This window comes from Pseudarthrobacter sp. BRE9 (assembly GCF_031844305.1).
GTDB lineage: Bacteria > Actinomycetota > Actinomycetes > Actinomycetales > Micrococcaceae > Arthrobacter.
Genome location: NZ_JAUZUY010000001.1, coordinates 679375 through 695294 on the forward strand (window position 1 = coordinate 679375; position 15920 = coordinate 695294).

Annotated in this window: 12 protein-coding genes; 2 read left to right on the plus strand and 10 right to left on the minus strand. The window is 68.8% G+C overall.

The genetic code is table 11. The features are described from left to right. Nucleotides 1-66: 66 nt before the first annotated feature. From Q9R31_RS03165 to Q9R31_RS03200, 8 genes are all read right to left on the minus strand, one after another. Nucleotides 67-2133 carry a PhoX family phosphatase gene (locus Q9R31_RS03165; RefSeq protein WP_311261270.1) on the minus strand — a complete coding sequence of 689 codons (2067 nt, stop codon included), beginning with the start codon at nt 2131-2133 and terminating at the stop codon, nt 67-69. Between the two features lie 81 nt (nt 2134-2214). After that, nucleotides 2215-3258, minus strand: coding sequence for an o-succinylbenzoate synthase (locus Q9R31_RS03170; RefSeq protein ID WP_311261271.1), 1044 nt, complete (start codon nt 3256-3258; stop codon nt 2215-2217). 28 nt (nt 3259-3286) lie between these two features. After that, on the minus strand, nt 3287-4747 hold the full coding sequence (locus Q9R31_RS03175) for an ornithine decarboxylase (RefSeq protein WP_311261272.1): 1461 nt from the start codon (nt 4745-4747) through the stop codon (nt 3287-3289). A gap of 125 nt (nt 4748-4872) precedes the next feature. Further along, nucleotides 4873-6225, minus strand: coding sequence for an Nramp family divalent metal transporter (locus Q9R31_RS03180; RefSeq protein ID WP_311261273.1), 1353 nt, complete (start codon nt 6223-6225; stop codon nt 4873-4875). A 111-nt stretch (nt 6226-6336) separates the two neighbouring features. Next, nucleotides 6337-7353: a magnesium/cobalt transporter CorA gene (gene corA / locus Q9R31_RS03185; protein WP_311261274.1), complete on the minus strand. Its 1017-nt coding sequence runs from the start codon at nt 7351-7353 to the stop codon at nt 6337-6339. After that, entirely contained in the window at nt 7350-7913 is a 564-nt protein-coding gene (locus tag Q9R31_RS03190) for a MarR family transcriptional regulator (protein ID WP_311261275.1), read from the minus strand. Before Q9R31_RS03190 ends, corA begins: the two co-directional genes overlap by 4 nt. Further along, a complete protein-coding gene (locus Q9R31_RS03195) occupies nt 7910-9532 on the minus strand; it encodes a hypothetical protein (protein ID WP_311261276.1) in 1623 nt (540 codons plus the stop codon). Before Q9R31_RS03195 ends, Q9R31_RS03190 begins: the two co-directional genes overlap by 4 nt. Before the next feature lies 1 nt (nt 9533). Further along, nucleotides 9534-10517, minus strand: coding sequence for an ABC transporter ATP-binding protein (locus Q9R31_RS03200; protein WP_311261277.1), 984 nt, complete (start codon nt 10515-10517; stop codon nt 9534-9536). A gap of 53 nt (nt 10518-10570) precedes the next feature. On the opposite strand from Q9R31_RS03200, the gene Q9R31_RS03205 reads away from it, so the two are divergent. After that, on the plus strand, nt 10571-11761 hold the full coding sequence (locus Q9R31_RS03205; protein ID WP_311261278.1) for an MFS transporter: 1191 nt from the start codon (nt 10571-10573) through the stop codon (nt 11759-11761). Between the two features lie 36 nt (nt 11762-11797). Then, nucleotides 11798-12703, plus strand: a complete 906-nt coding sequence (locus Q9R31_RS03210; RefSeq protein ID WP_311261279.1) for a phosphatase PAP2 family protein — start codon at nt 11798-11800, stop codon at nt 12701-12703. A 15-nt stretch (nt 12704-12718) separates the two neighbouring features. On the opposite strand, the gene Q9R31_RS03215 is transcribed toward Q9R31_RS03210, so the two are convergent. Beyond that, nucleotides 12719-14116 (minus strand): M20/M25/M40 family metallo-hydrolase, encoded by a 1398-nt coding sequence (locus tag Q9R31_RS03215; protein WP_311261280.1) that lies wholly within the window; start codon nt 14114-14116, stop codon nt 12719-12721. Between the two features lie 3 nt (nt 14117-14119). Next, a complete protein-coding gene (locus Q9R31_RS03220; protein WP_311261281.1) occupies nt 14120-15901 on the minus strand; it encodes an N-acetylglutaminylglutamine amidotransferase in 1782 nt (593 codons plus the stop codon). Nucleotides 15902-15920: the final 19 nt, after the last annotated feature.

Genomic DNA, 15920 nt, shown 5'->3' on the forward strand with positions numbered 1-15920 from the left:
GTCAAAGGTGAGCGGGCGTCGCCAGAAAACCCGTCAAAGGTGAGCGGGCGTCGTGGGAAGAGGAAACTAGGCGCGGAACACCTGGACCACCGCGGGACGCGGCGCGCGCACCTGGCCGGCTGCCGGCGTCGTGCCTGCCGGGACGTAGTCCGGGAAGTAGGAGTTGGGCGCCTCGAAGGTGCCGTCCTCGCCCGGGTGCTGCACGGAGACGAACACCGTGCGCTCGTCGTCGTGGATGACCGGGCCGCAGGTCTCGGCGTCGCGGGGAACGGAGAGGAACTGCTCCACCTTCCCGCGCTCGGCGCCGTCCAGGGTGACCTTGAAGAGGCCGTCGTTGTACCCGATGCCGGAGGGGGCGCCGTCGGTGGAGATCCAGAGGTTGCCGACGGAGTCGAAGGCCACGTTGTCCGGGCAGGAGATGGGCGAGACCTTGTCCACCGGGTAGCCGGAGAAGTAGGTGACGTCGCCTTGCGCCGGATCACCGCAGACCATCAGGAGGGTCCAATTGAACTTCGTGGACGTCTGGTCGCCGGTTTCGGTGATTTCCACGATGTGCCCGTCGCGGTTCTGGGTGCGCGGGTTGATTTCCGTCGCGCCTTCCTTGGTGCCGGTGCCGCGGTCCGAGTTGTTGGTGCAGACCACGTAGACCTTGCCGGTGTGGAGGCTGGGCTGGACGTCCTCGCAGCGGTCCATCTTGGTGGGCCCGACCTTGTCCGCAGCCAGGCGGGTGTACACCAGGACCTCTTCGACGGACATGCCGGGCACAGCGGACTTCCCGCCGACCACCAGGGGCAGCCATTCGCCGGTGCCGTCGAAAGCACCGTCGGCCGGCACCTTGCCCGTACCGTCGATCTCCGCGGCGGGTGAGTTGCCGGTGAACTTCGCTACGTAGAGGTCGCCCTCGGACAGCAGGTTCATGTTGTGCCGGCGGTCGCCTTCACGGTACTTCTCTGCGGAGACGAACTTGTAGAGGTAGTCGAACTTCTCGTCATCGCCCATGTAAGCCACCACGTGACCGGATTCGGCCACGATCACGTTGGCGCCCTCGTGCTTGAAGCGGCCCATGGCGGAGCGCTTCTTGGGGGTGGAGGTGGGGTCGAACGGGTCAACCTCGACGATCCAGCCGAACCGGTTGGTTTCGTTCTCATAGCCGGCGTTGCGGGTATCGAAGCGGGGGTCGTCCAGCTCCCACTTGCGGTTGGTGGGCTTGTTGGTGAGGCCGTAGCGCTTGTCACTGGCTGAGGTGCCGGCGGCGACGAAGTAGCCGTTGAAGTTCTCCTCGCCGGAAAGGATGGTGCCCCAGGGGGTGGTGCCGCCGGAGCAGTTGCCGAACGTGCCCTTGATGGCGCGGCCGGAGGGGTCCGCGACGGTCTTGACGAGTGCGGACCCGGCAACGGGGCCGGTCAGTTCATAGGTGGTGTCGGAGAGATAGCGGCGGTTCAGCGGTGCGCCCTTGACGTAGCTCCACGGTTTGGTGGTGTTCTTGCGCTCCAGCTCCACGACGGCCAGGCCGTGGGCGGCACGGCCGATGGCGCGGGTTTCCTTGGCGTCGTATCCGGCCGGGACCATGATGTTCTCGTTGGTGTATTCGTGGTTGGTGAACAGCACGGCGCGGCGGCCCTTGCTGTCCGGGATTTCCACGATGTCCGTGTAGTCGTTGTTGTAGCCGAACTGGCGGGCCTGTGCTGCCGCGGTCTGGTTGTTCAGGTCGAAGTCCGGCGAGTCGGCGAACAGCGGGTCGCCCCAGCGGATGATCGGCTGCCACGTGAATCCCTCGGGAACGGTGAGGGCGTCAACGGCCTTGTCCACCGGCTTGATGGCCGTGAACTGCAGCTTGGACTTGCCGAAGCCTTCCTTGGCGGCCTTGGAAAGGCCTGCGGCGGAGGCGGGTTCGGCGGAGCCCACGGCTGAACCGAGGACGACGGCGAGTGCACCGGCGGCTCCCATGCCGAGGGCGGCGCGGCGGGACAGGGTGGCGGAGGCGATGTCGCGGAAGTAGCTGTTGGAGCTGGTGTTGCAGACATCGCCGGCGCAGGCGTTGTCACATTTGAGCGCGCAGGTGACGGGGCTCCGCTTGCCCTTGGTGTGGCCAAGCATGGGCAGCAGGGTGAACTTGCGGGCAGTTTCAGACATGGGTACCTTCCAAGGAATCTCACTGGGGTGCCCGTTCACCCTTCCAGCCGGTTCCTACAGGAAGCCATCAATTGGATGAAGTTATGGTGAACCGCCCGTGACCTGCAGTAATGCGTGGACGCGGCGGAGCCGGGCCAGCCACCAGTCGCGGCGTACCGCGGGAGCCGCGAACTGCTCAAGCAGCCCGGCGTCGGCCGCCACGTCGCGGAGGCGGATGGCGCCGTCGTCGGCCACCAGGGGGTCCAAAGTGATGTCCGATTCGAACAGCGACACCGTTCCCAGGCCGCAGGCGTAGGGCAGCTCCGGCAGGGCGGCGGCGAGGGCAAGGCCCCCGCGGATGCCGACGGAGGTGTCCAGCGCGGAGCTGACGACGGCGGGGAGTCCGGCCTGTGCCACGATGTCGAGGGCGCGCCGCACTCCCCCAAGCGGTGCCACCTTGACCACCAGAAGGTCCGCCGCCCCGGCCCGCGCCACCCTCAGGGGATCCGTTTCCTTGCGGACGCTCTCGTCCGCGGCGATCAGCACTGGGGTCCCTGCGTCCCGCAGCCGGGACCGGACCTCGGCCAGGCCCTCAATGGAGGGCACCGGCTGCTCGGCGTACTCCAACCCAAAAGGCGCCAGCCGGGTCAGCGCCTCCACCGCGCGGGCCACGTCCCAGCCACCGTTGGCGTCAACGCGGATGGCTGCGTCCGGCAAAGCGTTGCGCACGGCACCCACCCGGGCCACGTCGTCGTCCAGCGTCTGCCCCTGCTCGGCCACCTTGACCTTGGCGGCGTCCACCCGGCCGAACCGCGCCAGCACGTCCGGTACCCGGTCGGCGGACACGGCCGGCACGGTGGCGTTGACCGGCACAGACTGGCGCAACGGAGGCGGGAACCCCTGCCAGCCCGCCTCGATGGCGGCGGCCAGCCACCGGGACGCCTCCGCGTCGCCGTACTCGGGGAACGGGCAGAACTCGCCCCAGCCCGCGGGCCCGCGCAGCAGCAGCGACTCGCGTTCCATGATGCCGCGGAACCTCACCCGCATGGGCAGGCTGACCACGTGGGCGCCTGACAGCAACTCATCCAGTGGGGGGACGCCCTCGGGGAAGTCAGCAGGGGCAGGCGGGAGACCATGGTTGGGCATGCCGTTTACTGTACGCGGCACGCGCAGGTTACTCCCGGACCACCCGGATGGTGCCCAGCGCGGGGTCCGCGGGGTCGGGAAGGACCATGCCGGCCTTCAGCCCGGACACGAGGTACTCGATGACGGCGTCGTTGATCCGCTCCCCCGGAACGATCACCGGGATGCCCGGCGGGTACGGCGTGATTTGCTCCGCCGCCACCCGTCCTGCCGCTTGGCTCGCCGGAACGTCCTCCCGCGGGCCGAAGAAGGCATCGCGCGGAAGCATCACCGTTTCCAGTTCCAGGCCCGACGGCGAGGGCAGGTCCACCTGGGCAGGGGCAGGAAGTGCCGGAGCTGCCTCGATGAGGGCCTGCAGTGCGTCCAGGAGCCGCTGGGCGGAGGCGTCGTCATCGGCCATTGACAGGGTGGCCATGACGCGGCGGTGGTCGCTCAGGCCCATGTCGATCCGGCGGTGTTCCCGCAGCCAGTCGGCTGCCTGGTAGCCGCCGATGCCGAGGCCGGAGACGTCCATCAGGATCTGCAGGCGGTCCAGGTCGTGTGAGGACTCGGCGGCCAGCAGCTCGTCTTCGAGGACATGGATACCCGGAAGCGCCTCGATGTCGCGGCGCAGCCGCCGGGCCAGGTCCAGGGCATTGCCCAGGAGCTCGGCCCCTTGCCGGACCATTTGCCGCCGCCAGCCGTCCATCGCGGAGTACAAAATGACGTTCGGGCTGGTGGTCATCAGCAGGTCCGCGCATTCGGACAGGTGCGCAGGGTCCACCAGCTCGCCTTGGACGTGATAGACAGAGCCCTGTTCGAAGCCCGCACCCATCTTGTGGACGGACACCACGCAGACATCCGCGCCTGCACTCATCGCCCAGGTGGGAAGGTCCTCGTGGAAGGGCAGGTGCGCGCCCCAGGCCTCGTCGACGATCAGTGGCTTCCCCCGGTCGTGGCAGACCTTCGCGATGCCGGCGATATCCGCGCAGGTCCCGTACGGGGTGGGGCTGACGATCAGCGCCCCCGCCGCGTCCGGGTACCGTTCCCACATCTCCTCCACGTCCGCCACTGACGGCGGGTGCGCCAGGTGCAGCTTCGAATCCCAGCGTGGCCGGATCCACCTCGGCTGGATGCCGGAAAACACCAGCCCGGCGGTGATGGATTTGTGGGCGTCCCGGCTGACGAGCAGGTCACCTTTGCCCGCCGCCACCGCCAGGACGGCGGCTTTCACCGACAAAGAGCTTCCGCAGGTGGAGAAGAAGGCTTGCCCGGCACCCACGGCATCCGCCATGAGCTGCTCGGCCTTCTTCAGGTACCCGCCGGAGGATGAGCGGTCATCCAGGCCCGCTGAGGCCAAAACATCGGCGTGGAAGGTGTCCGCGCCGAGGATTTCCCGGACGCGCGGGTCCGCGCCCCGGCCCTGCCTGTGGCCGGGTGGAGTAAATCCATAGCGGTCCAGCCGGTGGTATTGGTCCAGGGCGTCCAGGAGGGGAGCTTCGTTGTGGTCCACTTCTATCTCGCTTTCGTTGGGTTGGTCAGTAAGGTCCGTTGACGGGCTTCACGCCGCGCGTACGACGGCGGCAACCGCCTCGGGTGGCCAGTTCCGTTGAGCGGCCGGTGGGGCAGTCCCCGCTGTCAGGCGCCGGTAACGGTGAACCAGACGCCGATGCTCCCGGCCACCACCATGACGCCGGCCGTGAACCAGCCCAGGGTGGCTGCCAGCCTCCCGTTCCGGTAGGCGCCCATGATCTTCCGGTCTCCCGAGATGAGCATGGTGACCACCAGGAAGGGGGCAGCAGCAATGCCGTTGATCGTGGCGCTGAAAACCAGCAGCCCGATGGGGTCGGCGGAGAAGAAGCTGATGACAACACCGGCCACTAGCCCTGCCCCAAGCAGCGTGTAGAACAAAGGGGCCCGCCGTGGGCTGAGGTCCAGGCCCCAGTCCCTGCCCAGCAGGCCCGCCAGGCCCGCTGCGCCCGAGGCGGCGAGGACCGGGACGCCCAAGATGCCGGTGCCAATGAATCCCGCGGCAAACAGGAATGTGGCTGCCGGCCCAACAGCCGGTTCCAGCGCCTTGGCAACGTCGGCAGGGCTGTTCACGTCCGTGCCGTCCCTGCCCAGGGTGGCTGCCGTGGCCGCCATGATGGAGAACATCACCAGGACGGAAAAGACCATGCCAATGAACACGTCGGCCCGGGCCTTGCGGAGGGTATGTGCCGCGGCGGCTGCATCGGAACGGTCCCTCAACCCGACAGCTTCGTCGCCTCCGTGGTCCTCGGCGCGCAGTTCCTGGACCCGGTGGGCGCTCTGCCAGAAGAAAAGGTACGGGGAAATTGTGGTGCCCAGCACTGCAACGATCAGGCCAAGGTACTCCGGGGCGAAACTGAACTTCAGTCCCAGCACGCCTTGCAGGACGTCCGGCCAGTCCACCTTGGCGACAAACAGGACAGCGACGTACGCCAAAAGCGTGACGCACAGCCATTTGAAGACCTTCGCAATGACGGCGAACGATCCACTCATGAGCGCGGCCGCAATACCGATCCCCGCAAGCGCGCTCCACAAATGGTCGGGGCCGGCACCGAGCATCTGCATGCCCTGCCCGATCGCCATCAGGTCCGCGGCGGCATTGAGGATGTTGCCCACCAGCAGCGCAACGATCAGGACTGCAATCACCACCCGTGGGCGGCGGGAGAACTTGCGCCGGGCCAGCCTGCCAAGGCTTTCACCGGTGGCCAGCGCCGTGCGGTCACAGATCTCCTGGACCGCCATCATCATGGGCAGCGTCACCGGGGCGGTCCACAGCATGCCATTGGAAAAGGTGGCACCCGCCTTTGCATAGGTTGCGATCCCTGATGGATCGTCGTCCGCCGCGCCGGTCACCAGTCCGGGACCGAGCAGCGAACCGAAGCGGCGCAGGCGGGATTTCCGTGCTGTGCCGAACGCGGTGACATCACCTGCCGGCCGTCCGGTCGTTTCGGCCTTGCTCATCCAGTTCTCTCCACTCACCATCGGCTTCCAAGCTGCCAACTGCTAAGCAAGCTTATGAATAAGAGCCCATGGTAGGGCATGAATCTGGGAGGCACACTTACGCCAAGGCGCTCAGATCCACTTGTTGTGCTTGAACGCCAGGTATAGGACCAGGCCCATCGCCGCCATCAGGCCCAAGGCGTAGGGGTAGCCGTAGGCCCAGGCCAATTCAGGCATATGGGCGAAATTCATGCCGTAGATGGACGCCACCAGCGTGGGTGCGAACAGGATGGCAGCCCAGGAGGAGATGCGCTTGACCTGCTCGCTTTGTTCAAAACTGGACTCGGTCATCCGCTGCATTTCCTCGTTTTGCCGTTGGGCCACCAGGGCCGCGTTGACGGCGAGCGCGTTCTGGAGCAGGGCCCGGAAGGACGCCACGCGTTCATTGATCCGGATGACGTGGTCCAGGACATCGCGGTAGTGGTCCCGCAGCTCACTTGCCTGTTCGCGCTTGGGAGCCCCGGCCATCAGGGCCTGCAGTATCCCCGCCAGCGGACTGGTGGCCCGCTGGAAGATGATGACCTGCCGGGACAATTCGTAGATGCGGCGGGATACGTCCGGGTCGGCCCCGAAGAGGTCATCCTCAATCTCGTCAATGTCGTTTTCGAGGCCGGCCACCACCGGTTCGTATTCGTCCACCACCTGGTCCAGGATCCCGTAGAGCACGGCATCCGGCCCGAGGGCCAGGAATTCGGGCATTGACTCCATCCGGTGGCGGACCTTGGCCAGGTCTGGAGACTCGGCATGCCGGACCGTCACGACGTACTCGTCACCGGCAAAGACGTGGATCTCGCCGAAGTCCACCTTTTCCTCGTCGTCACGGTACCTGGCGGGCCTCAGCACCAGGAACAGGCACTCGCCGTAGTGCTCCAGCTTGGCCCGCTGATGCCCGGCAAGCGCGTCCTCGATGGCCAGGGAGTTGAGGGCGAATTCCTCGCCGACGGACTGCAGCTCCTCAGCGTCCGGCCGGTACAGCCCGATCCAGGCCATCCCCTCGCGCTGCCGGAGCAGGAAGTAGGTTTCGTCAAGGTCCTCCGGGTCCTCGGTCCGCAGCCCGTTGACGTAGACAGCGTTGTCGATGATGGTCACGGCGCGCCCTCCCCGGACCGTTCCCGCTCCCAGTCATCCAGCAACGCCGGCATCCGGGAATGGAGGAACCGGTAGAAGCGGGCCATGTCCACCACGCGCGCCCGGGCCGCCGATCCCTCCGGGAGGGTCTCCGCCGTCGCGTCGGTCAGGGCGGCGAGCTTTTCGTAGATGGGGCTGTTCCGCATGGACACCACGTACCACTCATCCTCATGCAGCGCGTAGAGGTCGCGGCGGCTGCCGGGCTGGGAGACCCGGTGCACGAAGCCCACGGTCTGGAGGTACCGCACGGCCCCGGAGACCGCCGCGGGGCTGGCACCCAGCCGCTCCCCGAGTTCCGCGGCCGTGAGGCTCCCCTGCTCGGAGGACACCAGTGCAAGCAAGGTCCGCGCCGGCATCTTGGGAAAGCCTGCCGCGGCGAAGGCAGCCGCGGTTCTTTCGGCGGCGGCCACCGTGGGTCCGGCATCGGCAGCGGGCCCCGAAACCGAGGCAACCCCGGCAGGCGCGGGAACCGAGCCGGGGCCCGAAACCGGGCCGGCCCCAACATCAGGGTTTGCGCTCATGCTGACCCCACTTCCCGCCGCCTCATCACCGCAACGGCCAGTGCGGCTGCAACCGCCGCGATAGCCAGCATCCACCACGCGCCGCCCCAGTCCGTGGCGTCCCCGTGCGGAACCGGTGTGTGGGTGAACGGGGACAGGTCGCGCAGGCTTTGGTCCAGCCCCAGCATGCCCCCGAAAATGCCGAGCACCACGCCCAGGGCCAGCAACGCCCAGCTGGCGGCGATGGTGGCGGCGGGCCACAGGACGAACACCAGGGCGGGAACGGCCAGGTAGATCAACGCAGCCGGCAGCTGGGCCAGGGCGGTTTCCCACAGGGCATCGGCCGGCATGGACATATCACCGGATCCGTTGAGCGTGGCCCACGCCCCCACACCGGCCAGGCCAACCACCAGCACCACGGCCGCCGCACCCAGCAGCAGGTAGCCGGCCAGCCACCGGACCCGACCCACCGGAGCGGCGAGCAGGAGTTCGGCGGTTCCAGCCGTTTCCTCCTGCCGCAGCCTGATCACCGCCTGCAGGGCGCACGCCGCTGCCAGGACCCCGGCCATCGAGAAGATCACCGAGACCATGAGCTGGGTCAGCGAGGTTCCCTGCGACCGGAGCATGGCCCGCATCACGGCCGTGATCCCGGCCCCGGGCGAATCAAGGGCGGCCACCGCCTTGCCCAGCGACCCCGCCAGCAGTCCCAGTGCCAGCCCGCTCAGCGCCCAGCCGGTGATCGATCCGCTTTGCAGCCGCAACGCCAGGGCCACCGGACTCCGTAGCGCGGGCCGGGCGGCGGCACGTCCGGGGCGGGCACCCCAAACACTGGCGCCGGTGTCCCGGGTCCGGAGGATGGACCAGGCGGCGGCGAGGCAGGCGACGGCGAGCCCCACCGGCAGCAGCAGCGGCCAGCCGCGGTTCCCGGAGTAGGCGAACGTCTGCTGGCCCCAGCCGATCGGGGAGAACCAGCTGGCCGCCCCCTCGGCCATGGTGGTTCCGTCGGCGCCGGGCGTCCCGGTGGCGTCCCCGATTCCGCGCAGGATGTAGGCAAGGACAACCAGTGCCGCCGAGACACCGTTCGCGCCGCGCGAGGTGCCCATGAACTGGGCCACGAGCAGCCCCACTCCCAGGAAAGCGAGGCCGACGGCGCCCGTTGCGGCTCCCGCGGTCAGGGAACCTTGCGGGTCCAGGCCCTGGACAGCAAAGCCTGCGAACACGGCGAGTGCCACGAGGACGTTCGCGGTGACGCCATGAAGCAGGGTGGCGGCACTGGGCAGCAGGCGCCCGGCAGGGGTGGCGGCCACCAGTTCCGCCCCGCCCGATTCCTCATCGGCGCGGGTGTGGCGTACCGCGAGGAAGGTGCTCATCAGGCCGGCCAGGAGGGCAAGGAACGCGTAGATCAGGAAGAACGTGAAGGCTCCCTGCTCCGCGCCCCGGGGCAGGCCGCGCAGCATCAGGATGGCGGGGGTGGCGATGGCCACCTGCAGGATCTCGGTGCGGGCCGCTGCGTTGCCGTACGTCTGGGTGACGGCGGCCGCCGCGAGCAGCGCGAACGCCCCAATGGCCAGCACCCAGCTCACCAACTGCCAGCGGTCCCGCCGCAGGCGCTGCCCCCAGAGGACCAGGAGGATGCCCATGTCAGCTCCGCCCCCTCGCGCCGAGCAGGTGCCGCCGGGAGCCATGTCCGCCGGGGCTATCGGCCTGGGGCTGCCGAATGACGGGGCTGTCCCCGTAGTGCCGCAGGAACAGTTCCTCCAGCGACGGCGGAACAATCGTCAGGCCCTGGACGCCCAGGCCCCCCAGCGCGGGGAGCACCTCCGCGATCCGGTCCGAGTCCGCGCTGAACCGGACCCGGCCGGCGTCGAGCGTCAGGTCGTGCACCGCGGCCAGGCGGGCCAGGGCCTCCGCGTCCAGGCCGTCGGCGGCGAAGGACACCTCCGACCTGGTGAGGTGTCGCAGCGAGTCCAGCGTGCCGCCGTCGACAATCCTGCCGGCCCGGATGATGCTCACGCGGTGGCACAGCACTTCCACCTCGGAGAGGATGTGGCTGGAAAGGAGCACGGTGGCCCCGCGGTCGACGGCGGCCAGCAGCTCGCGCCGGAAGACCTCCTCCATCAGCGGGTCAAGGCCGCTCGTGGGCTCGTCCAGCAGGTAGACCTCGGCTTCGGTGGCGAGGGCCGCGATCAGCGCAACTTTTTGCCGGTTGCCCTTGGAGTAGGCGCGTCCCTTCTTGGCGGGATCGAAGTCGAACACCTGGCACAGACGGTCCTTTCGGCGCCGGTACGCGTCCCCGTCAGCGGTGCCGCCCCGCAGCCGGGACAGCAGGTCGACGGTTTCGCCGCCGGACAGGTTGGGCCAGAGCCGGACGTCGCCGGGAACGTACGCCAGGCGCCGGTGCAGCTCCACGGCCTCGCTCCAGGGTTCGAGGCCCAGGACAGCCGCGGAGCCGGAGGTGGCCCTGGCCAACCCCAGGAGGATGCGGAGGGTGGTGGATTTCCCGGCGCCGTTGGGGCCCAGGAAACCGTGGATCTCACCGCGCTGGACTTCGAGGTCGAGCCCGTCCAGGGCCCTGACGTTGCCGAAGTGCTTATGCAGGTTCGCTGTCTGGACAACGGTGTTCATGGTTCAAGTCTTCGGAGTTTTCACAAAATTATGAAGGTACTAAAGTCCCCACTATGAGCACCGGCGATCCCCTGTCCAGCGGCCAGGCCACCCGCTCCTCCTCGGCGCCGCTGTACGCCGCAGGCTTCGTCACCGCGTTCGGTGCCCACAGCATCGCGGCCGGGCTGGGCGCGCAGAGCGGAAACATCGGCCTGACCCTGCTGAACCTCGGCATCCTGCTGGCCCTCTACGACGTTGCCGAGGTCTTCCTGAAGCCCGTCTTCGGCGCCCTCAGCGACCGCATCGGTGCCAAGCCCGTCGTCGTCGGCGGACTCCTCGCCTTTGCCGCGCTGTCCCTGATCGGCCTGGGCGCTGCCGACCCGTTGATCCTGGCCCTGGCCCGGCTGGGACAGGGGGCTGCGGCGTCGGCCTTCTCGCCGGCGTCGTCCGCCATGGTGGCAAGGATGGCCCGCGGCGGGAGTGCGGGCACCTACTTTGGCCGGTACGGGTCCTGGAAGAGCCTGGGCTACATCATTGGCCCGCCGCTCGGCGCGGGCCTGATCCTGGCAGGCGGCTTCCCGCTGCTGTTCGGCACGCTGTCCGCGCTGGCTGCCGTCACCGCGGTGTGGGTGCTGGTATCCGTGCGGCACCTGGCGCCGCTGCCCCGGAAGCGGTACACGGTGATGGACCTTGCCCGGCAGGCGGGCGAGCGCCGTTTCCTGGTCCCCACGCTGGTGCTGGCCGCGTCCACGGGAGCGATGGGCGCCGCCGTCGGCTTCCTTCCGGCGCTGGCCACCCGGCACGGCCTGGACGCCTTCGCCGGCACGGCCGCGGTGAGCGTGGTGGCGCTCGGCTCGGTGCTGACCCAGCCCTGGATCGGGCGGCGGCGGGACCGGCACGCCGTCACCGACAACAGGGGTACGACGGCGGGCCTGCTGCTGATTGCCGCGGGCGTCGGCCTGGTGGCGGCATTCCCCGGAGTGCTCAGCATTTTTGGTGCCGCGGCGTGTATCGGGGTGGGGATCGGCGCGGTGACCCCGCTCGGTTTCGCCCATCTTGCGGACACGACGCCGCCCGAGCGGATGGGCCGGACCATGGGCTCGGCCGAACTCGGACGCGAACTGGGCGACGCCGGCGGGCCCCTGCTGGTGGGCGGCATCGCCACCCTCACGGCGCTGCCGTTCGGGCTGGGCGCGCTGGCGCTGCTGGTGGCCGCGGCAAGCATCCCCCGGCTGGACCCGGTCCAACCCACCCCCGCTCCCTGAGCGGCCTTCCAGCTTTCTGTGTCACCCTTAACCGCGATGACTTTTTCACGGCAACTACCCACCAGGACCCCGGCCCGGCCTGCCCCGGGCTCGGCGTTCCTGTTCGTGCTGTCCACCCTGGCATGCGTTGCCGGGCTGTTTGCCACCTACTACTTCTTCGTCCAGACCACCACCGGCCAGTTCATTGACGAGTCCGCGCTGGTGGAAGCGGTGCAGATCCACGGCCCCGCCGGAAAGGCCGCCACGCGGTTCCTGGACCTGCTGCCCACCATCTCGCTGGTGATGGCCGCCGTCGTGGTCCTGTTCGTGACCGTGATCCGGCGGCACTGGGCCGAGGCAGGGATCGCCGTGGCAGCCTGCATCGGCGCGAACGTGGCCACGCAGGTGCTGAAGGACCTGCTGCCGCCGCGCCCGGACAAGGGCGTGCTGACGCTGGAGCTGAATTCGCTGCCGTCCGGGCACACCACGCTGGCCGCGTCCGCGGCGGCCGCCGTATTCCTGATGGCCTCCCCGCGCTGGCGCCCCATGGCCGGCTTCATCGGCGGCAGCTTTGCCATCGCATCCGGGGTCTCCACGCTGATCAACCAATGGCACCGCCCCGCCGACGTGGTGGCCGCGTTCCTGCTGGTGGGTGCGTTCATGATTCCCGCGGGCTGGCTGATCCTCCGCCGCGGTTCGTGGAACGAGTGGGACGGGTTCGGCGAGCATGTGGGCTCGGCCCGGATCTGGCTCATGCTGCCGGTGCTAATAGGGCTGGCCTCGGCTGTGGTGGCGGTGTATTCGCTGATCCGGATTGCGCCCAGCCCGTGGCAGGAGGCCAGCACCACCAACTACTTCTGGGCCGGCATTTCGCTGATTGTGATCGCGGGGTACCTGGCCACCGTTGCCACGACGTCGCTGTTCGCGTTCGCGGCACGACGACGGGACGTACCCCGGCGGTAAGCGGCCACGTGTTAGTCAGTCCAGGGCGTTGAGGCGGGCCAGCAGCAAAGCCTCGGCGACGATGGCGTTCTCGAAGTCGCCCAGGTGGATGGACTCGTTGGCGCCGTGGGCCCGCGAGTCCGGGTCCTCGGCCCCGGTGATCAGGATTTCCGCCTCCGGGTACAGCTTGTTGAGGATGTTCACGGCGGGAATGGAGCTGCCCACGCCCATCGAAACAGCGGGAACACCCCACACCTCACCCATGGCCGCGAGCATTGACCGTGAAGCGGGGGATGACGCGTCCCCCGCGAACCCCTCCGTCCGCCCGCCCGGAGTGAAGACCACCTCGGCGCCGAACGGTATATGGGTTTCCACATGCCGGCGGACCGCCTCCAGGGCGGCCGCGGTGTCTGAACCCGGCGCCAGGCTGAGGCTGAACCGCGCCCGGGCTGCGGGCTGGAGGGTGTCGGAGGACAGCGCCACGGACGGCGCGTCGATCCCGATGATGGCCATGGCCGGTTTGGTCCACAGCCGCGACGTCAAGGGTCCCGAGCCTGCCAGCGGCACTCCCGGCAGGACGCGGGAATCGGCGCGGAACTCTGCCTCGGTCAGGGACGGACCCGGCTCCTCCGAAGCCGGCAGGCCCTCCACCGCCACGCTGCCGTCGTCGTGATGGAAGGACGCGATGAGCCGGGACAGCGCCGCCACCGCATCCACCAGCGGGCCGCCGTAGGTCCCGGAGTGCAGGGCGTGCTCCAGTACCCGCACCTCGATGGTTCCCAGGACCAGCCCGCGCAGGCTGGTGGTCAGGGCCGGCACGCCCACCTTCCAGTTGCCCGAGTCGGCCACCACCACCACGTCCGCCCGCAGCAGGTCGGCGTGCTGCTGCAGCAGCAGGGGCAGCGAGGGCGAGCCCGCTTCCTCCTCGCCATCGATGAATACCGTGATGCCGACGCCCAGATCACTGCCCAGGACCCGGAGTGCGTTGCGGACGGCGGCCACGTGCAGCAGCACCCCGGCCTTGTTGTCCGCCGCTCCCCTGCCCCACAGCCGGCCGCCGCGCTCCACCGCTTCGAAGGGCGGACTGTCCCACAGCTCCAGTTCGCCCGCGGGCTGGACGTCGTAGTGCGCGTACAGCAGGATGGTGGGTTTGCCGGCTTCCGCGCTGCGGCGTCCCACCACTGCAGGGGCGCCGGGCCTGCCGTCCGGCCGCGGCGCCTGGAGGATGTCGACGTCGGCCAGGCCGGCGTCGCGGAGCAGGCCGGCCACCTGCTGGGCGGCCTGGTCCAGCTGGGCGGGGTCGAACGAGTCCCAGGCCATGGCGGGGATGCGGACCAGGGCGGAAAGTTCGTCGACGGCGGCGCGGAAGTCGCCGCGGACGGCCTGCCGGAGTCCGGCCAGGACATCCTGGTCCACCTTTGGCCGCGGCCCCATGCGTTAGCCCACCCCGTGGCGCTGCAGCCACATTTCCAGCAGCGCGAACTGCCACAGGACGTTGCTTTTCACCGGCGTCCGCTGGCTGTTGGGATTTTCCAGCAGCCCGTCGATGTACTCGGGGCGGAACAGCCCGCGCTGTTTGGCTTCCGGTGCGTGGAGGGCATCGCTGACCATGGTGATGAACGGTTCCTCGAGGTGCCGCAGGGCCGGGACCGGGAAGTAGCCCTTGGGCCGGTCGATGACCGCTGCCGGCAGCAACTGCCGGCCCAGGTCCTTCAGGATGCCCTTGCCGCCCTGGGTTGCCTTGAGTTCGGGCGGGCAGGAGGCGGCGAGCTCCACCAGTTCGTGGTCCAGGAACGGCACGCGGGCTTCCAGGCCCCAGGCCATGCTCATGTTGTCCAGCCGCTTCACCGGATCGTCCACCATGAGCAGGTGGGTGTCCAGCCGCAGGACGGCGTCCAGGGCAGTGTCCGCCCCCGGAGCGGCCAGGTGGTCGGCCAGGATCCTGCGGCTGACATCGGAACCGGCCAGCCATTCGGGTTCCAGGATGTCCAGGAGCTCCTCGTGGCTGTGGTCAACGAACGCTGCCGTGAAAGCCGGCAGGGCCTGCTCCCGCGGCAGGCCGGCCAGCGGCTGGTGGTAGCCGTACCCGCCGAAGACCTCGTCGGCCCCCTGCCCGCACTGCACCACCTTCAGGTGACGGGACACCGTGTCCGAGAGCAGGTGGAAGGCGGTGACGTCGTGGCTGGCCATGGGCTCGGACATCGCGTCCAGGGCGCCGCCGATGGAGGGCGCAAACTCGGCCGTGGGCACGTGCAGCCGCTCGTGCCGGGTGCCGAACTCCCGCGCCACCAGGTCCGAGTACTCGAACTCGTTCCCGGCGTCGCCGCCGGCGCCGTCGTCGAAGCCGATGCTGAACGTGGACAGTCCGTGCTGGCCCTCGTCGGCGAGCAAGGCAACCAGGAGGCTGGAATCCAGTCCGCCGGACAGAAGGACACCCACGGGCACGTCGGCGACCATCCGGCGCCGTACTGCCGTCCGCAGCGCATCCCGCACGGCATCCCGCCAGTCAGCGGCTGACCAACCTGCATGCTCAGGCTTCCGGGTGTAGTCCGGCCGCCAGTACTCGCGGTCCTGCCAGGTGCCATCCGGACGGATGGTGCGGATGGTGGCGGCCGGGAGCTTCTGGACACCGCGCAAAATGGTCCGCGGCGCCGGGACGATTGAATGCCAGCTCAGGTAATGGTGCAGCGCAACCTCGTCGATGCCCGTATCGATTCCGCCCGACGCGACCAGCGCGGGCAGCGTGGACGCGAAGCGCAGCTTCCCGGGCAGCTGCGAAACGTACAGCGGCTTGATGCCCAGCCGGTCGCGGACCAGGAGGACCTCTTCCCGTTGCGGATCGTAAATGGCGATCGCGAACATGCCCACCAGGTGGTGGACAAAGTCGTCACCCCATTTCCGGTACGCCTTGAGGATTACCTCCGTGTCGCTGGTGGAGCGGAAGCTGAACTCCGGCTCAAGCTCCCGGCGCAGCTCCTGGTAGTTGTAGATGCACCCGTTGAAGACGACTGCCAGGCCGCCCTCGTCCTCCATGGGTTGCGCCCCGGCGTCGGAGAGGTCGATGATGCTGAGCCGCCGGTGCCCCAGTGCAACCCAGCCGCCGTTCCAGCGTCCCTTTCCATCCGGTCCGCGGGAGGCCATGGCCCCCATGATTTTCAGAACTGCTTCCCCCGACGCCGCCCTGCCGTTGAATGCGATTTCGCCGGCTATGCCACACATGTTTCTTCCTTGCTGTTGA